The organism is Burkholderia sp. 572, assembly GCF_040545135.1.
Taxonomy (GTDB): Bacteria; Pseudomonadota; Gammaproteobacteria; order Burkholderiales; family Burkholderiaceae; genus Burkholderia; species Burkholderia cepacia.
The window spans coordinates 1-17,468 of record NZ_JBEPLH010000043.1 but is presented as its reverse complement, the minus strand read 5'-3'; the positions used below and the strand labels follow the sequence as shown (position 1 = coordinate 17,468).

Sequence of the window (17,468 nt, the reverse complement as noted above, 5' to 3'; positions counted from 1 at the left end):
GCATCACATGATGGAGAAAATGCTCAAGTGTCGCTCCAGCCAAGAAACTGAGCGAGGCCCCGGTCGTTCGCGCAGGTCAGCATGCGGCGGTTTTTCAGTCCCGCTTTGGTGGATTGATCGCAAGCGATTGAACCGCTTGGATTTCTTTGACAGTACCGAGTGTTAGTGCTCGGCCTTTCAGATCCGCTTGGGTTTTCTGGACCAGATCTAGAGCGAGTTTTGCGGCGTTTCGGGTCCAACCGGACCCACCGAAAGCACCAGCTGACGGGCGAATTCAGCTGGTGCCAACTCTTTGAGAGCCGAGTGAGGACGGCTCTCGTTGTAATCCCGGCGCCAGGCCTCGACGATCGCTTTGGCTTCGCCCAACGTCTCGAACCAATGTAGGTTCAAGCACTCATCGCGGAATGATCCGTTAAACGTCTCGATGTGGCAATTGTCCGTCGACTTACCTGGTCGACTGAAGTCGGTTATTGCGCGATGGTGACACGCCGAAATGTCGAGCAGTTTTCGCCCTGGATATCACGTCCGGTGTGGCTTCGGTGGTGGCCGCAGCAGTTGGATCAGAGACCACGGTTCGTTTCGAGCATCGGCTTTGCCACGACCTCCTCGTCAGCGAAACAACGAAAAGGTTAATAGAGAACCATGAGCTTTAAAAGATTCCGTGTCTCATCTGTTAGAGCATTTTAACAGAACAATCGATGACTACCATCGAGGTTCATTAGTGGCAAGCGGCCAACCTTCCTGCCATGTTGGCGATATTATTATGTTCGCCGCATCACCACAATTACGCATAATTCATGCTTTAATTTGATAGCCTTTACAAAATAACGAACGAACACGCTTCGACAGAATTTTTCTCAATCATCGCTTACCACGCCTGCCTAATCCAGAAAATAGATCATCTGCGTTCTCTTCCTCATCGGCACGTTCCCGCAATCGTCCGATTTTTGAATTCTCGTTCCGAAATATCTTATCGAGCTCCTCATGCTTGAGCATCGACCGTCGTTGTACGCCGCACCGCTCCTCCAGCATGGACACCTCGTCTTCGAGAACCGTACGCCTTTCCGTCGCTGCAGCGATCAACATATCGAACCGTTCGATCCTCGCGCGTATTTCCTCCAATCTCACCTCTAGATTTGCGGCCTTGCCACATCCTTCGATTACCCATGCTCGCTTCGCTGCCGACAGATCATCAATTTGGCGTTGGGTTATCGTGATTTCAGCTATCGTCGCACGCAAAACCTCCAAATTACGTGTGAGCGCCGTGCGCGCCCGTTCACCTCGAATCTTCGAGACATCGCTCATCGAAGCAAGTGCTCTTTGCTTGGCATTCATCGCTCTTCAGTCTCCTAAATTACCTCATGCGCTTACGACGATGAATCGTTGTGCTGCTGCAAGATTTCACGCAATCGCGATGACGTATCATCAAACGGTACAAACTCATCGGTCCGCTGCCTAAGAAAATCGATCAAATCGCTGTGCGCAGCAACTGCACTATCGAGTGATGGATCGCCGCCCTCCTGGTACTCGCCGATCTGCAGCAACAGTTCGGCATCATCATAGCGCACAAGCCATTCTCGACATCGCGCAGCGGTAGTCGATACTGTTCGATCCACCAATTGCGCCATCACACGGCTCACGCTGCTGCGAATATCAATCGCGGGATAATGTCCAGCGCCGGCCAACTTCGGCGACAGAACGATATGTCCATCAAGCAAAGATCGAATCTCCTCGCCGATCGGATCCGACATTTCGGCATCCTCGAGTAACACCGTATAAAACGCGGTAATGTTGCCAACCGCCGCTGGCCCCGCTCGTTCGACGAGACCTGGCAATGCGGCGAACACCGATGGCGGATAGCCGCGGCGTACGGCAGGTTCACCTGCGGCCAGCCCGGTTTCGCGCAGCGCCCGCGCAAAACGCGTGACTGAATCGAACAACAGCAAGACTTCACGCCCTTCGTCACGAAAAAATTCTGCAATCGTCGTAGCCGTATACGCTGCTTTGATACGCTCCATCGATGGTCGATCCGACGTCGCAACTACGACAACCGTATTTCTCTTCTGTTCGGGGGTAAGAATCTCGTCGAGAAACTCGCGCACCTCCCTCCCTCGTTCGCCAATCAGGGCGATAACACAAATACATTCGCGACCGACGCCGCGCGCGATCATCCCGAGCAACGTGCTCTTGCCCGTGCCCGCCGGGGCGAAAATGCCGACCCGCTGCCCTCGTCCTGTCGTCAGAAAGCCATCGATCGCACGTATGCCTGTTGGCAAAATCGACCGAATCAGCGGACGTGACAGCGGCGGAGGGGGGGCTGCCGCACTTGCACGCGTGTCCAGCCCCTCCAACGGTGGTCCGCCGTCGTCAAGCGGTCGCCCGAGTCCGTCCAGCACACGCCCAAGCAATGCGTCTCCGACACCGACCTGATGACTGCCAGTGCACGGACGGACGAGCGTCGATGTACCGAGTCCCGCAACATCCCCCAGCAATGTGACGAGCGCGGTCTCGCGGGTCAGGCCAACCACCTCACCGAACACACATCGCTCCCCCTTTGGTCCCGACAATTCGCATAGTTGGCCGATGCGCAAATCCACACCGGCGACTTTCACCTGCGCACCTGTCACCTCGACCAGCCGCCCATAGCGACGGCCACGCAGCGCGCGATCCAGGCGCCGTGCAAAAAACGTCTCCAGCGATTCGAACGGAACATCGCTCACCCTATGCCTCCTTGCCTTTTGTAGAAGTTTATACAGCGATTCCAGACCATTCGAGTTCAGGGATACTGATGGTGTGCAACACGCGGTATGCAACTTCGTCCGAGATTTCCTCGACCGCGAGCACCGTCACACCACGATCTCCCCCGCGCAGTAACGCTTCCACGGAACGGCGTAAATCCTGGCCGGTCACAAGTACCGCCCCCGGATGCTCGTGCCAGATCATTTGCATGCCGGCAAGCACCTGCTGGACAAAAGTGCTCTGCTCGGCAACCTGAAGATCGATGAATTTGACCTGCCCGGTCGCAATCAGCTTCTGTCGCAGCACGGCCTCAAGCTCAGGCGCGAACACTGCGATCGGTATACAGCGTTCGCCCCCCCCCCATTGACTGGAAATCTGGCTCGATATCGCCTGTCGCGCAGCCGAAACGAGCCCGTCAAGGTCGTGGGGTTGCGCGCTGCCCTTGGTCAACCCTTCCGCGATCCCCCGCAGGTTGCGAATGCCAATGCCGGTTTTCAGCAACTCGACCAGAACGTCGCGAAAAACAAACAAATGAATCCGTTCCGAGAGCAAGTTCACCAGTTGTGGGTAGTGTCTCGACAAAGTGTCCTGCAGATAGCTCGTTTCCTGAATGCCGAGGAAGCGCCATGGTTTCGCGCAGATCGCATCACCGACCCGGCCGACCAGCATTACCTCGAGCGCGGCCTGCGGAGCGGCATCCGCCCCCTCCCGGGAAGACCACGAGGGCGGTGACCAACCGCGCTGTCGCTCGCCTTTGCCCGACGGGCGTTCCAGCTGTCCATTCGCGATCGCGACCTCCTCGATGTCGACGGCATAGCCGAGTTCCGTCAACGTGGGATCCGACGCAAGCTTTAGCCCTGGGTAGGGCACGCCACTCTCGCGGAAGCGGTCTCTGAGTCCCAGCAACAAGCGGTCAAGGTCAAGCGGCTTCAATTGATCAAAAAGTTCCGGTGCAAGTCTCACGCACAGCGGTACCGATGAACCAGGATCACCTTCGACGACCGTGCTCATGGCACCATCGCGACGCGCCCAATGCTGGCGTGTAGTCGCCGTGCCGCGCCCCATCACGCTCAAGCGGGGAATCAGCGTGGCCAGTAGCGCGAGTAACACAGCGAGCCCCACAAACGCGAGAGTCGGAAAGCCTGGCACGAGCGCGAAGCCCGCAGCAACAACAGCGGCGGCAAAGATTGCTCTCGGTTGACTCGCGATCTGTCTACCGATGTCAGCGCCAACTGATGTGGCACTGTCAATCGATGCAACGCGCGTAATCAGAATGCCCGCCGCGAACGAGATCAGCAGCGACGGAATTTGCGACACCAGCCCGTCACCCACTGTGAGCACCGTGTACAGCCGCGCAGTGTCCGCGAGCGGATGGCCGTTCACCGCCGTACCGATCACGATTCCGCCGACTACGTTCACGATCGCGATGAGCAAGCCCGCGATAGCATCTCCCTTGACGAATTTGCTCGCGCCATCCATCGCGCCGTAAAACTGGCTGGTTTGCTCGAGCTGGCGACGGCGTTCCAGTGCATCTGCCTTGCTGATCATACCTGCACGTAGATCCGCGTCGATCGCCATCTGTTTACCCGGCAACGCATCCAGAGAGAATCGCGCCCCTACTTCCGCAACGCGGTCGGCGCCCTTCGCCACGACCACGAACTGAACGATCGCAATGATGATGAACACAACTAAACCCACGATCACATCGCCGCCGACCACCAATTGGCCGAAAGTCGTGATGATGTCACCGGCATAACCGTTTAACAGAATTTGACGTGTTGTCGCGATGTTCAACCCGAGACGAAACAACGTTGCGACAAGCAGCAGCGTCGGAAACGTCGATAGATGCAGCGCATGCGGAATATAGACGCTCAATGCGAGGATCAGTACCGACACAGTCAAGTTCAGCGCGAGCGCCACATCCAAGGCTGGAATCGGTAGGGGGAAGATGATCAGGCAAAGCACGCCCAGCACCGCGATAATCGGAATGCTGTCTACGTGCCGCCCAAATGCGTACTGCAGCCGCCGCCCGTATTGCTTGTCTGCCATCGCTATAAGTCACTCTCTTCACATCATTGTTCGTCCGCCGCTTCGTGTATCAGCGATCGGCCAGTTCCGCGTGCAGCCTGCGCCGCTCGCCCTTGATGAGGGGATCGCCCTCTTGCTGCTTGTAATCGCGCTTCACCTCATCCTTCGTCATCTTGAGACCTTTGATGTATTCATATTTCTGATATCCGACATCGATCGCCGCGAGGATCACCTGTACGAGCGCCGATGCCAACGCGATGCCGAACAGCAAGTGCGCCGTCACCGCCAGAATCGCCGCGGTGTTAACCAACGGCAAGCCAACAAGATCCGACAACCCAAGACGAATCCCGACGAGCGTGCATACCCCGATTGCCGTCACCTTGACGAGATTCTTCCCGAGGTCCACCAGCGTGCGGAGCGAGAAAATACTCTTGATTTGGTTGATCGGATTCAGCTTGGTAAAGTTGGGCACGATCGGCTTCATGCTAAATAGCCCCTTCGTCTGCAGTAACTCCAGGACCACCGCCATCAGCGCACCCATCACGGCCACACCAACACTCATCGCAACAGTTGGCGCGATAACCCAGCCCACAGCGAAATCGACTCGCATCGGCTCATTCGCGTCTCCTTCTCCGATAAGATCAAGCACGCCTTGCATCACGTGCACTGCACCTCCAAACGCGAAATAAAACGTCCCGGTCAACACAAGCGGCCACGTGGCACCGGTGAGTGCTTGGGTCAAATCACGCGATTTCGAGGTTTTCCCGTCGCGCCGCGCCTGCCGGATTCTGCCGTCGGTAGGTTGTTCGGTCTTCTCACTCATCGTGTCTCCGCCGGTTCGAGAAAGCGTTCCGCGACCACCCGTGTTGCATCGAGTGCATTGCCGAATGCATCCATCAAAAACGATCCGACAAAGGCAATCATGAGTAATACCGCGACAAGCTTGATCGCGATCGACGTCGTCAGGATGTTCAGTTGTGGTGCCGCACGCCCGATCAAACCAAGCCCGTACTCAAGCAAGATCAGGGTCACGACGAACGGCGCCGCATAATGGATCGCCGCATCGAAGAGCGCACCAAATCCTCGCACCGCGAGATCCGTTACACGCTCAATTGACGGTAAGTCCGTTGCCCCCACCGGCCAGAACCGATGCGACACTGCGTATAACTCTGCTAGCACACCAAATCCACCCGCCACCGCGAACATGAACAGGGCGGTCTGTTCAAACGCATCCGCAAAGATCGTCGCCGAGCGCTCAGCCGACGTCGGATCAAAAAGCTGGATCGACATCAAGCCTGCCTGCTGATCGACAAACGTCCCTACGGCGCGTGGCACGACAAATAGGGGCAGAAAAAAAACACCCGTCAGCGCTCCGATCGCTAGTTCCCGGGCGGCAGTGAACACAGCTTCGCCACCTGCTAGCGTATCCGGCAATGTGTGATAAGCGAGCGGAAACGTTGGCAAGGCAATAGCAAGCGCAATGGGCAAGCGTAGCATCCGACCTTGTCCGGCTTTCATCAACGGCGGGATCGCGAGGAGCAGCCCATAGCCACGCGAAAGCAACATGGCGACTACCGTGATTGTCCGCGCGACATCATCGAACAAGTTCATACGTCCGACCTCCCTGGTCCGATCTCCTGAATCCAGTCGAAGCCACGGTCGAACGCTGCGATCATTTCAACTACCATCCATTTACCGAAGATCGCCAGGATGAATAGCACGACGGTAATCTTGATCCCGTATCCAATCGACTGATCCTGCACCTGCGTAACAGCCTGCGCGATTCCAACCAGGATGCCAACCACGAGCGCTGCCATCACCACCGGTCCGCTCACCATCACGATCGAAACCAATATTTGATTGACGGCATAGCCGAGCGAGAACGCTTCCATTATCGATAAGTCAAGATAAGCGATTGAATGAGTCTCGACCAACCGTCGGCCATCGCGAATAACACGATCTTCAGCGGTATTGACACGATGGTCGGAGAGAACATGATCATGCCCATTGCCATCAGGATGTTCGCGACAATCAGATCAATCGCGACGAACGCTAGATACAACACGAAGCCGATTTTGAACGCTGCCGTGATTTCAGAGATAGCAAACGCCGGTGCGAGAACAAAGAAGTCGTTTGGTTTCGCCGTCTTCGCCATCGCCTCCGGCCAGATTCGCTCGGCGCTTGCGATCAAGCGGGCCTGCTCACGCGGATCAACATGCCTTTTCATGAATTCGATGACAGGCTGTCCAACCGCCCCACTCATCCATTCGACACGACTTAGCTCGCGTGGCGGACCACCCGACATGTTCCTGGAGATTTCGGTCAGCACCGGCGCCATCACGAACATCGTCACGATCAAGGCCAACGCATTCGTGACGAGGGCGGACGGCGTCTGTTGAATGCCGATGGCGTTCTTGACCAACGCGAATACGATCGCAATCTTCGTATACGACGTGACGAGCACGCATGCCGCGGGCAGGACGCCAAGCGCCATCGACAAAATCAGCAGATCGAGCGGCTGATCGAAGTTCATGCCGACGCGTCCGTCCCGATCGCTTCAATGCGAACACCGAGCAACCCGCTGATTTCAATCAGACTGCCGCGAGCGACCCGCATGCCACGATACCGGAGGTCAATCGACATCTCGTCAATCGCCTTCGCGAGTCGTAATGTCTGCCCGACTCTCAGATTTGCCAGCTCGCCAAGCGTGAGCCGGCACGTCGCCAGCTCGACGACCAGATCCACCTGACGGTCATCCAGTTCCACTGCCACATCCTGCTCCTCGAGCCGGATCTCGTCCTGTTCTATCATCACCGCTCCTTCTTTTCTGTATGTCGTCGAGTATCGGTAGCCGAAGGCGGACGCCACCAACTCGCCGAGCATCGGCTCCGTCGCGTCGCGCGCGATCAAAACAACGTCGCCTATCGCTAAGGCCAAGAGTTCATCATGCGTCACGCACACCGCTCGCAGCCTCAGCCAACAGGCAACTGGTAGAAACGACAGCGTCGGCAGTACGGGCCGCCGACGCTGGCAGGCCCATTTGAGCGCGCGCGCTGCGGAGGTCGCATCAAGCCAACATGGAATGTCAATCCAGCCGAGTCGCACCGATACGCAAAACCACCCCTCAGGCACTGTTTCCGTAATCACCGCATCGATCGATACCGGCGCAGCTATGAGCCGTTCAAACGCGCGACGCAACTGATTCGCGCGCAGCGACCATAGTTCAGCGCGTTGCACTGGTGATAGATCGTTGAATTCAAACCACCCATGCTGGTCAATCGCGCGGCGGCCCGCGAGGTAGACAATCGTGACCACGCCGCCGACGTCAAGAACCACTCGGATTGCGCGTTCTCGTCCGGTACTCTTCGCACCGTTGACCGATTTGAAACCAATATGCCCACCAGATAGCCCAATCAGGCAATTCAGTAGATCTGCTTCGACGGACGACAGCACGTCAGCGACGCGAAACCGATGCATCTCCTTTGACACCTGCCCCGAACATGCACGTGTATCGACCGGCTTTACCTCGACGCGGCTCACGTTTCGACCTCCGAGAAGGGTGCTGCATCTCGCAAAGTGGCGAGCGCCGCTTGTTCAATACTTTCTCGCAATGCCTCCCACTCGTGCTCGACCACGACAAGCGGCGATTCCAGGCGGCAAGCACCACGCGCGAGCAATACATCGTCGGCTAGTAGCTCCTGCCAATCGGGCCGAAGTTGTTCAAGCTCGCGCATCGCCGCATCTCGATCGTCCGGGTGCACCACGATCCGCAACGCGACTTCGTTGCCGAACGCGGCATACGCGTGACGAATCACTGCTTGCATTCGTGTGTTTTCCGGAAGGGGTTCGACAATGCGCTCAACTGCCGTTGCGACGAAGCGTGCAAATTGGGATTCGAACAGCGAATGTGCACGAGCAAGGAAACAATGCGCGTCGTTTAAATGCTCCGCAACGACGCTTTGAGCCTCTCGCTCACCTTGCGCATAGCCCTCTCGGCGCGCATCGTCAACGGCAACCTTTCGGTCTCGCTGTGCCTGCTCTACTTCGGCTTTGAGGCTGTCCCGCAAATTAATTGCGTCGAGCAGTTCGGCGAACGCGCCAGCCTTGATCACGCGAGTATCAGCAAGTGCGTCCAGATCACGGATTGCCGCCTTCATTACCCTAAAATACATGTTGCTCGCTCACTCAAATCTGCTTGCCCACGTATCCTCAGGAGCAGCTGTGCCAGTGACCGCGCATCGTCGACCGGTGCAACCCCATCGAAATAGCCCGGGCGAAACCGCAGCCGCATGCGTTGCGCAGCCCCTAACGGCAAACCGTCGCACAAAGCACGGATCAGCTGGCGCTGCGCTTTAAGCAACCGTTTCGGTAGCGACAGCTGCATCGCATCAAACTGGCGGTCGAATCGGTCGAGAATGGTCAGATCAATCGCCTGCTCATGTGCAAGCACACGATCGAGCATGGAGCGACCTAGCACGCGGACGCAGTGGCGCATATCGTCACCCACCACACATAGCCGGATAGCCTCTCGCGACGCCAGCCCCGCAGCCAAGCGGGCCAGTTGTCGCACATCGTCCGCATCGAGCAAAGCCACCCGAATCACGCTGTCGTTCAAGTGTTGCGAGGCAACGTAACTCAATTGATGCAGTTCAATAAGAAGGACGGAACGAGCCGCTGGATGCATTGCGCGGCGTGTGTCAAACACAGGCCTCAGACGGTTCAGCCTGATGGGGTGCGTGTATTCCGCCACATTGACATTCAAGTTCCACAGCATGCGCCGGAGGCGCAGCGAAGCGTCTGCGTTATCCACCTGTCCTCCTGATCTTGCTCATCCACTTCTTCAATCTACTTTCACCGGTCCTCGCGAGCCAGTCGCCTTTCATGGATCGTGCGATCAACACGAGCCCCACTGCGGCCGCCACGCTCAGCAACATCCACGGCAGGAAGACCATCCACAACATCCGGCTGTAACTCCGCGGCGAGATCGCGAGGCCGAGCACCTGAACGTAATCAGTAGAAGCAGGCGCCATGGAGTGTGGCGACCACGGAAACAATGCGACCGTCACGTTTGCCCGATCAAGATCTTTGATCGCGCCAACCACGAGATCCTTGATCGCGAGGGTGTTCTGCTGCATGCTGACTTCTGCCCGATACTTGACGAACACCGACGCCGTGGGGGTCTGTTGAACGCGCAAGAGGGGCTCTCGCCTGGGAATGCTCAAATGCACTCGTGCAGTGATCACTCCATCGATTTTTGAAATCGTGCGACTCAACTCCTGAGAGATTGCATAGATCGACCGCATATGCTCTTCGACAGGCGTCGAAATCAACCCCTCCTTCGGAAACAGCTCGCCAATGGTCTTGTAGCGTTCCCTTGGCAAACCCGCAGAATTCAAGATCTCGAGCGCAAGCGACACATCGGAGCTCGCCACCGCTAAGCGCCATCCATTGGTACTGCGCTGATCTTTCTGAGCTGGCACGCCAGCGCGGCCCAACACGGAGAGCATTTCGTTTGCATCAGCTTCGTTGATTTGATCGAACAGCGCGGCGTTACCGCATGCGGTCAATCCCGCCACGGCGAATGCGGCCGACAACGTCACTCTCCAGCGTCGAATCATTGAGTACACCGTCACTCCCTCGTCAAGCGGCATTCAGGATCGTTTTCATGGACTGATTCAGATTCATGACGACACCGGCCACGGCCTCGTGCTTAACCTTGAATAAAATCGTACGAACCTGGAGTTGATATAAGCTCGCGACACTGAGGTTTGCCGTATCGATCTGCCTGAGTTCATTCACCAGCGTCGCATCGTCCCGCGCAAACGCTGCCTCGGCGCGGCGAACCTCCGATACCGGATCCAGCCAACGAACCGCGACAATCGGATCGTCAAGCGCGACTGGCGCGTCGACCTGCAGTGGCCGCATCACCTGAACGGATGGCTCGTTACGCACGGTCACCCCTGTCATTGCCGTAATGGAGTCCATATCGACAGATCCTTATTATCAAGAGAAACGTTTGAGCCGACCGATGGTTGAGACCACAGGTGCACTCGTGATGGGGTGCGCACGCGATTCGATCATGCGTAGAATTTCTTTCGCCATCCGCTTTCCACCTAATTCGTCAGTACTACTCGACGCACGCTGTAGAAAACCGCGCCATTCGTGTTCACCACGCTGCAGTAACACTAGACCTGAGCATGCAAGCGCGAAGCTATGCTCCGGCTGACGAGACAACACCAGTTGAAAGTGCAACTGGGCTTCGTCAATGTCGCCTCGCTCTGCATAAACAAGAGCTTGCCCCAAGTGCGGATAACAGTAATCTGGTTGAAATTTCTGGAGCGCCTGAAACACTCTCAACGCAGAATCAAATTGCTTTTTTCGGCGCAGGAAGTAACCGATCTGATTGATCAACTCCACGATCTTTGCGTCAGCCATTCGATACTCCTCGTCATTCACATTACCGGGAAGGCAGTCCATTCTTTCGGGTCAGATTGCCGTAGTCGAACGAATTCTTCTTGCCGAGCTTATCTGTTACAGCCGCGTGCCGCCACCAACAAACCATCGCCAAACGTCGAAATAATATATTTAGTTACTCGATCTAGCTCATCGAGCATCTCTTTCGATATCACTTGCTCAGTCATATACTGTTGATCCTTTGCGACCTCCGGATCACTCATCAGCCTCTGATCTTTCCCGGCTTCAGTTTCGGTCAAACGTTCCCGGCCCCGACCAACCTCACTCGACGGATTGGCGACATTTTTTTTCGGCTCATTGATAAAATGTTCTCGAACGCGGCTCATTGTATTGACTACCGAAAGAATAGATGCCATATAATCACCATCTCATATCACAAAAATTACACCTCAATAACTAAATATAATTTTATTCACAATAAAAAATTACATCGCAAGTCGGTCACACATCAGCCAATTCATCTTTTGTAATCTCAAGTAATCAATCTTCCAGCCGCTATCGCCACCAATTTTTATAAAAAAGAGAGCCCACACTTGCGACCTGTATTGCGTTGCCCGAGTGGACTCTCGCCATCAGCTTATCGGTTAGCCCCGCGTGCCGCCGCCATCAATCCGTCCCCAATTGCCGAGATGCAGCCCTGGGTGGCTTGATTGCAACTCTTCACCAGTTCTGTGGCGACGTTCAGAGCAGTCAAGTCCTTCTGATCAAGATCCTGCTTACCAGCGAGAGCATCAGCTTTCGACTTCATGTCATCGCTCACGCGATCTTGAATAATGTTCATCGCTGCGGCGATTGCACCAATTGCTGCCATAATGTACTCCTAAATAATAAAAAATCGATACAAAAAATAATGTATCGTTCACCACACGTCAAATCGCCGACTCATACGAACGACTTGACCATGCCCATTACCTTGCTCAAGGCATCAGCTCCCATCTTGAACAAGCTCATCAATGGCTCGCCGAGCGATTTCACAAAATCGACCATCTTATTCAGCATGGCACCCAGATCAAAGCGGTTTTTCTCCGATGCATTGGAGCTGGCAGAGGATTGCGAGGCCGAACTCGTCGACTTCGGCGCCTCATTCTTGCAACCTTGCAATTCCGCGAGCGTACTACTACGTTGACGTGGCGCTCCAGCCTCCGTGCTCAGGAGCGTCGGTGTGTGCTTCGTCGAAACGCTGGGGTCAATTGAGACAGACGAATTGCGCGGCGCGATACCAACTCCGCCTAGTGGATTAATCATAAAACCTCCTAAATGACATTATTTCGAACTACTTATGTACATCGGCAGACTCTAGGCCTCCTCATTCATCCGCTCGAGCTCAACCCGAGCGCATGAAATCGCGTCGACATAGCGCTGCTTCGATGCTCTTTCCGACGGATCCTCACAGAGAAGACATCTTTCTGCTGCCGCCACTTCCGCTTCCTTCAGTCTTCGTATCACCGCTACCAGCCCGCCAGGTCCATGTCGCCGACTAAGTGCCATCTCGAAACTGGACGGATTTCCCGCCATCAATGTTGCAAATACATTCATATTCTCCTCCATACCTTTACGTCAATCTAAAAAACATTGACTTATGTCAACCGATTGAGGATTCTTCATGGTAAAGTCAACTATTCCAAATCACTCCGTTCCACGAAGATAGTATCGTGTCCGATACGCATGAGCGAAACGCCCTTCGAAAGTTCCGCCCCCGGAAAAAATCGTTCGCCATCCTTTGCGAGCAGAAATCGCACCGATCCAATCGATAGAATTGCAAATGGATCGGGCGCAATTTCATGCATTCGACTGTAATCGGGTACATTGAATGCAACCGTCCTCACCCCCGGAATGTCGCGCACCATCTGGTCATTCAACCACGCCTTGTAACGTGGCAATAAGACCTTCTCGGATTTGATGCGGACCTCACCCAGATCGCCGGACGTCACCACCGCACCCTTTAGCTCACGCCCGACATATTCTTGAGCCTGCCGCTCGATCCGCTCACGCGAGTAGAGACGGAGTGTCGGCCGTGATTTCATCGACAAGGCGATTTTCTCCAGACGGCGAATGTCCTCATCGAACGCCACGTAACCTTCAATCACAACCGCATTGACCGACTGGTCGATGAAGACGCGAAGGCCTGGCAGCTTCATCGTCACCAGATGCCGCTCGATCTGCCGGACAACCTCCGTCCGATCCGGCGGAGCTATTTCGTTGCGCTTGCTCCATTGCATGATTGCAAACACCAGTGGCAGCAGCACACATAGTCCTGCGCCGACGAATATGATCATAGTTGCGCCGCGTCGACGGCTTTCATCCTGCGCAAACCAGTGATGGAATCGCGCCCGCAGGCTCGCGAACCGCGAAGGCGCGGATGCCATATCAGTCGCGTCTTGCAGGTTCCAAAGCGCACCCGGCTCACCCACGCCGATCGAGACGTCACCCAGCTTGATCCGCTCACCATTGCGCAGTACTCGTTCCTTTCCATCCGGAACCGATAATCCATTGACTTCGATCGAGCCTTCAAGTGCGATTGCCTTAATTTTCCCGTCAAGCACAACGAGCATCAAGTGACGCGCCGAGACGCTCGTATCACGTACGGTCAGATCGCATGCGAGATCACGCCCGATGACTGTGTGACTACGTCCGTCGAGTACCAATCGTGCTCCCGCATGGAGCCCCGTGAGAACAGTAACTTCGAAGCGATGGGTGCTGGCGCGCGTCTCTTTCAATTCGCGACCTCGTCGACCGATTGCCCAGCAACTGGCACACCCTCACCGACCGGGCCTTCCAAGATATCTTTGAATTTCGAGTGGATGGTGTCGCCCGGTGTTCCGCATAAACAAGATGAAGGAAAATCATGCGCATCAAGCTGTTCGAAGCCGCACCGAAAGTGAGCGATCCGCGGTTCATGAGTGGCGTCGACTTTTGTGCGATATCCAAGCAACTGATGGTCCAGATCGACTTCACTGCAGGCAGTCGCTTCCCGCATCCGGAAGTGGCCAGCGCGCATCCAGTGCGTGACACCGTCGTCAAGTGCTACCGGCACTTGAGCTTCTTCCGGCGCGAGTGCTACCTTGAAGTGCGCACGCCGCACATGAAGCTGCTCGACGGCGGCGTGGCGTTCGTTGGGCCTGATTGGTCCGGCGAGCGCAGCGGCTTCACGCTGCTGTTCGAGGCGATGACGCTCACGCTCGCTCAGCAGATTCCCTTTTCGGCCGTGGCTCGCGCCGTGGGCGAGTCGTCGGGCCGCGCGCCCGAGAATTGCAAGCGCGACGTCGATCTCGCGCTCGCGGTGATCGACCTGTCCGGCATGACGACCGTCGTTGTCGACGAGACGTCCTACAAGCATAGGCACAACTATCTGACGCTCGTGGCCAACGCCGAAGCATGCAATGTCGTATTCGTCACCGAAGGACGGGACGCAGCCACCATCGCGCAGTTCGCCGCCCATCTGCGCGAGCACCGCTCTACGCCCGAGAAGATCACCTTGGTCCACATCGACATGTCGCCTGTCCCCATCAGGGGCGTTGGCGAACATCCTCCCAACGCCAGCATCACATTCGGTAAGCTCCACGTCGTCGCCCACGCGTCGTTTGCTTTGGACAAGACGTGGCGACTCGAACAGAGGACCGATCCGGATCACAAGGGTTTGCGCTGGGCGCTGCTCAAAGACCGCGAGCGGCTGGCCATCGCCCAGCGCGCCGACCTCGACGCTCTGGTCGCCAACGTCACGATCAAGCGCACTGCCCGCGCCCGGCTCTATCGTGAGAAGTTCCGCGACATCCTGGATCGCAAGCAGAGCAACGTCGTCTCCACAATGCTCGGGCCATGATGCCCCAGCGTGATACGCCTCGAGGTCGAGTCCATGAAGGATGTTGCCCGCGTGATCCGAAAGCACTTCGGCGGCATCGTCGCATGGACCCAGACGCGTGAGACCAACGGAATCCTGGAAGCTCTCAACAGCCTGTCTCAGGCCACCAAGCGACGCGCTCGCGGTTACGCCAATCTCACCACTATCGTCGGCTAGCTCGACTTCGCTTCGATCAATTTGCATGCCGCATAACCCGCTCGAATTTCAACAGGGCCTCATTTCCTGCAGAGCTACCCACGTGGTCAGCACCGCTGAATTTCGGTGCCGGCTTCGTCGCAGATAGACGTTCCGCCATATGTTCGATCAGCCGACTCTCACGACCATCCGTGCCAAGTGCCTGTGGCGCGTCGTCAGATTCATGGAGCGATAACAGTTTCGGCGTGATCAAGAACAAACGCTCCAGGCGGTCCGTCTGCGTTGAACGAAAGCGAAACAGAGCACCCAGTAAGGGAATGTCGCCGATGACCGGCACCTTGGCTTCGCTATGTTCACTGACGTCGCGAACGTAGCCCCCAATCAGCAGACTTTCCCCGTTTCGCACAAGTGCCTGAGTCGTGATTGCGCTCTTGCTTGTGACGGGCAGATTATCGACACGCTGCGAGCCCAGCGAGCCATCCTCGATAAATACTTGTAGGCGAATGTCTGCCGTGCCGTCATGCCTGCGCACCACGGCCGGGACAACACGCATCTGCAGTCCAACATCAATCTGATAGAGTTGCGCAGCGCGCTCGCTGCTGACCCGAGGATAGAAAACCTGTTGATTGGTCAACACCGCTTCGATGCCATTTAATGTCGCGAGCTTCGGCCGCGACAACACGTTTGCCTTCCCTTCCGTCTGCAGTGCATGGATTCGACTTAGAAAATTCAACGCACCCGACCCACCGAAGACGGAAAAATTGGCGCCGTTCCCGCGTGTCTGAGCGGCCGCACCGAGATCCCGACCAATGTTTGCACCCGACGTGGTCGACGCAATCCTGAATCGGTTGCCCTGCAGCGCCCAGTCGAAACCAATTTCCTTGAGCGCACCATCTTGAACGTCGATAATCGCAGCTTCAATTTGCACGACCTCCGGCGCGACATCGAGATCGCGCACAACCTCCTCAAGCATGGAAAGCATGTCAACCGGCGCCATGACGACTACTGCATTCATGCGGCTATCGCCGACAACGCGAATGTACGCCCCGTCTCGCTGCCCTAGACGCAGGACTGCATCAGGGTCACGACCGGCCATTTTTCCGGTCTCCGGAAGCGGTGGCTTGACCTCCAAACGCTCGCTCGCCACCACCGGCCGGTCAAACAACGCATCGAGAGCGGACATCGGCCGCCGATCGGGTGCCGCAGGCAGACCCGGGGTGTCAGATCCCGACTCGCGCACAGCCTCGCCATCAAGTCGGTCCAATCCCCCAACGAGCTGACGCAGCGAGTTCGCGACGCCTCGCACTACCGTCGAGCGACCGCCAACGTGATAAGTGACGTCTTCAGCCCACGCATGTTTCAAGGGAATCACACGAAATCCCATCCGTGCACCATCGACTCGCTGCGGCGCGCTGGCTTCCAGCATCGCCACCACATCGGACACGCGCTCGATGTATGCCGGCGGCCCCCTCAATTGCAGTGAAGGCGACGCACTCATCACGTTGAAGCCGAAGCGACTGTCCAAATAGCCAAACTCCCGCGCCGCGCGCTCGACATCGCGTGCGCCAACCTTTGCCAGCGGACGAAGCACCGTCTTGTTCTCGGCGAGCGTCGTCACATATAGGGTCGTTCCATCAAAGTAGTGGACAAGGCCGTATGACTGAGTCAGTTCGTTGAACACGTGGCGGGGTGACTGACGAAAATCACCGCTCACAGGCGCCAACTCCTTCACCGCGTCGGAAATTACAATCGGTCGCTGTTGAGTGGCAAGGATGTCCTCTAACACTTTTGGAAGCGCGACGGATTTCGCACGATATGATAAAACGCTATCCTTCCAGGGGAAGGGAGCTGCGTTCGCTTGAGGCAGAATCACGCCGAAAACCGATGCCAAAGAAGCCAGCCATATAATTCGCATTTTTCTTTGATTTAAAAAATCGCTTTGATTGACAGACACATTGGTTTCATCGAAATAAATCGATTCAAATAATCAACTCAAACCCGAGCTGCATCGTATTTTCAACGCCAGCCTGAATATTCACACATGGCCAAGAACATGTATATCTGACCAGTCAGAAAATATCGAGCAACCCGCAACTTGAGTAGAGCTCACCATACGATAGCGCCCCTGACTCAAGAATCAGTTCGGCTCAAAAGTAGAGAAAACCGTGCTGATGTTTCCAGGCGGACACGAAGGCCATGCCATGAAGAGGAGCAAGTTCACCGAAGAGCAGAT

Annotated in this window: 18 protein-coding genes and 2 pseudogenes; 1 reads left to right on the top strand and 19 read right to left on the bottom strand. The window is 56.2% G+C overall.

What is annotated here, in order from left to right; translation table 11 throughout:
- Positions 1-207: 207 nt before the first annotated feature.
- The 18 genes and pseudogenes from ABIC51_RS39825 to ABIC51_RS39740 form a co-directional block, all read right to left on the bottom strand.
- Positions 208-465: pseudogene (locus ABIC51_RS39825) on the bottom strand (integrase core domain-containing protein); the annotation flags it as partial.
- 396 nt (positions 466-861) lie between these two features.
- Positions 862-1,335, bottom strand: a complete 474-nt coding sequence (locus ABIC51_RS39820) for a hypothetical protein (RefSeq protein ID WP_354007071.1) — start codon at positions 1,333-1,335, stop codon at positions 862-864.
- A 32-nt stretch (positions 1,336-1,367) separates the two neighbouring features.
- Positions 1,368-2,720, bottom strand: coding sequence for a FliI/YscN family ATPase (locus tag ABIC51_RS39815; RefSeq protein ID WP_354007070.1), 1,353 nt, complete (start codon positions 2,718-2,720; stop codon positions 1,368-1,370).
- Between the two features lie 28 nt (positions 2,721-2,748).
- Positions 2,749-4,788 (bottom strand): FHIPEP family type III secretion protein, encoded by a 2,040-nt coding sequence (locus ABIC51_RS39810; RefSeq protein ID WP_354007069.1) that lies wholly within the window; start codon positions 4,786-4,788, stop codon positions 2,749-2,751.
- 49 nt (positions 4,789-4,837) lie between these two features.
- Positions 4,838-5,590, bottom strand: coding sequence for an EscU/YscU/HrcU family type III secretion system export apparatus switch protein (locus ABIC51_RS39805; RefSeq protein WP_354007068.1), 753 nt, complete (start codon positions 5,588-5,590; stop codon positions 4,838-4,840).
- Positions 5,587-6,378, bottom strand: a complete 792-nt coding sequence (locus ABIC51_RS39800) for an EscT/YscT/HrcT family type III secretion system export apparatus protein (protein ID WP_354007067.1) — start codon at positions 6,376-6,378, stop codon at positions 5,587-5,589. Before ABIC51_RS39800 ends, ABIC51_RS39805 begins: the two co-directional genes overlap by 4 nt.
- Positions 6,375-6,659 carry an EscS/YscS/HrcS family type III secretion system export apparatus protein gene (locus tag ABIC51_RS39795; RefSeq protein WP_354007066.1) on the bottom strand — a complete coding sequence of 95 codons (285 nt, stop codon included), beginning with the start codon at positions 6,657-6,659 and terminating at the stop codon, positions 6,375-6,377. Before ABIC51_RS39795 ends, ABIC51_RS39800 begins: the two co-directional genes overlap by 4 nt.
- Positions 6,659-7,300: a type III secretion system export apparatus subunit SctR gene (gene sctR / locus ABIC51_RS39790; RefSeq protein WP_354007065.1), complete on the bottom strand. Its 642-nt coding sequence runs from the start codon at positions 7,298-7,300 to the stop codon at positions 6,659-6,661. The genes ABIC51_RS39795 and sctR overlap by 1 nt, the downstream gene beginning before the upstream one ends.
- Positions 7,297-8,307, bottom strand: a complete 1,011-nt coding sequence (locus ABIC51_RS39785; protein WP_354007064.1) for a FliM/FliN family flagellar motor switch protein — start codon at positions 8,305-8,307, stop codon at positions 7,297-7,299. The genes sctR and ABIC51_RS39785 overlap by 4 nt, the downstream gene beginning before the upstream one ends.
- Positions 8,304-8,939, bottom strand: a complete 636-nt coding sequence (locus ABIC51_RS39780; protein ID WP_354007063.1) for an ATPase V — start codon at positions 8,937-8,939, stop codon at positions 8,304-8,306. The genes ABIC51_RS39785 and ABIC51_RS39780 overlap by 4 nt, the downstream gene beginning before the upstream one ends.
- A complete protein-coding gene (locus ABIC51_RS39775; RefSeq protein ID WP_354007062.1) occupies positions 8,924-9,577 on the bottom strand; it encodes a hypothetical protein in 654 nt (217 codons plus the stop codon). Before ABIC51_RS39775 ends, ABIC51_RS39780 begins: the two co-directional genes overlap by 16 nt.
- The gene (gene sctJ, locus ABIC51_RS39770) at positions 9,570-10,418 is read right to left on the bottom strand and encodes a type III secretion system inner membrane ring lipoprotein SctJ (RefSeq protein ID WP_354007061.1); all 849 of its coding nucleotides are present in this window, start codon (positions 10,416-10,418) and stop codon (positions 9,570-9,572) included. Before sctJ ends, ABIC51_RS39775 begins: the two co-directional genes overlap by 8 nt.
- A complete protein-coding gene (locus ABIC51_RS39765) occupies positions 10,408-10,752 on the bottom strand; it encodes a protein kinase family protein (RefSeq protein ID WP_354007060.1) in 345 nt (114 codons plus the stop codon). Before ABIC51_RS39765 ends, sctJ begins: the two co-directional genes overlap by 11 nt.
- A gap of 18 nt (positions 10,753-10,770) precedes the next feature.
- Complete coding sequence (locus ABIC51_RS39760) at positions 10,771-11,202, bottom strand: tetratricopeptide repeat protein (protein WP_354007059.1); 432 nt, start codon at positions 11,200-11,202, stop codon at positions 10,771-10,773.
- 89 nt (positions 11,203-11,291) lie between these two features.
- Positions 11,292-11,597: a hypothetical protein gene (locus tag ABIC51_RS39755; protein ID WP_354007058.1), complete on the bottom strand. Its 306-nt coding sequence runs from the start codon at positions 11,595-11,597 to the stop codon at positions 11,292-11,294.
- A gap of 221 nt (positions 11,598-11,818) precedes the next feature.
- Complete coding sequence (locus tag ABIC51_RS39750) at positions 11,819-12,052, bottom strand: hypothetical protein (RefSeq protein WP_354007057.1); 234 nt, start codon at positions 12,050-12,052, stop codon at positions 11,819-11,821.
- Between the two features lie 71 nt (positions 12,053-12,123).
- A complete protein-coding gene (locus ABIC51_RS39745; protein WP_354007056.1) occupies positions 12,124-12,486 on the bottom strand; it encodes a hypothetical protein in 363 nt (120 codons plus the stop codon).
- A 371-nt stretch (positions 12,487-12,857) separates the two neighbouring features.
- Entirely contained in the window at positions 12,858-13,958 is a 1,101-nt protein-coding gene (locus ABIC51_RS39740; protein WP_354007055.1) for an FHA domain-containing protein, read from the bottom strand.
- Positions 13,959-14,086: 128 nt separating this feature from the next.
- Between ABIC51_RS39740 and ABIC51_RS39735 the strand changes: the two are divergent.
- Positions 14,087-15,256: pseudogene (locus ABIC51_RS39735) on the top strand (ISL3 family transposase).
- 16 nt (positions 15,257-15,272) lie between these two features.
- On the opposite strand, the gene sctC reads toward ABIC51_RS39735, so the two are convergent.
- Complete coding sequence (gene sctC / locus ABIC51_RS39730; RefSeq protein WP_354007054.1) at positions 15,273-17,189, bottom strand: type III secretion system outer membrane ring subunit SctC; 1,917 nt, start codon at positions 17,187-17,189, stop codon at positions 15,273-15,275.
- Between the last annotated feature and the right edge of the window lie 279 nt (positions 17,190-17,468).

Coding starts and splice junctions, on each gene's coding strand:
- ABIC51_RS39820 (WP_354007071.1), bottom strand. CDS start 1,335: ATGAATGCCAAGCAAAGAGCACTTGCTTCGATGAGCGATGTCTCGAAG.
- ABIC51_RS39810 (WP_354007069.1), bottom strand. CDS start 4,788: ATGGCAGACAAGCAATACGGGCGGCGGCTGCAGTACGCATTTGGGCGG.
- ABIC51_RS39805 (WP_354007068.1), bottom strand. CDS start 5,590: ATGAGTGAGAAGACCGAACAACCTACCGACGGCAGAATCCGGCAGGCG.
- ABIC51_RS39800 (WP_354007067.1), bottom strand. CDS start 6,378: ATGAACTTGTTCGATGATGTCGCGCGGACAATCACGGTAGTCGCCATG.
- ABIC51_RS39795 (WP_354007066.1), bottom strand. CDS start 6,659: ATGGAAGCGTTCTCGCTCGGCTATGCCGTCAATCAAATATTGGTTTCG.
- sctR (WP_354007065.1), bottom strand. CDS start 7,300: ATGAACTTCGATCAGCCGCTCGATCTGCTGATTTTGTCGATGGCGCTT.
- ABIC51_RS39780 (WP_354007063.1), bottom strand. CDS start 8,939: ATGTATTTTAGGGTAATGAAGGCGGCAATCCGTGATCTGGACGCACTT.
- sctJ (WP_354007061.1), bottom strand. CDS start 10,418: ATGCCGCTTGACGAGGGAGTGACGGTGTACTCAATGATTCGACGCTGG.
- ABIC51_RS39765 (WP_354007060.1), bottom strand. CDS start 10,752: ATGGACTCCATTACGGCAATGACAGGGGTGACCGTGCGTAACGAGCCA.
- ABIC51_RS39760 (WP_354007059.1), bottom strand. CDS start 11,202: ATGGCTGACGCAAAGATCGTGGAGTTGATCAATCAGATCGGTTACTTC.
- ABIC51_RS39755 (WP_354007058.1), bottom strand. CDS start 11,597: ATGGCATCTATTCTTTCGGTAGTCAATACAATGAGCCGCGTTCGAGAA.
- ABIC51_RS39750 (WP_354007057.1), bottom strand. CDS start 12,052: ATGGCAGCAATTGGTGCAATCGCCGCAGCGATGAACATTATTCAAGAT.
- ABIC51_RS39745 (WP_354007056.1), bottom strand. CDS start 12,486: ATGATTAATCCACTAGGCGGAGTTGGTATCGCGCCGCGCAATTCGTCT.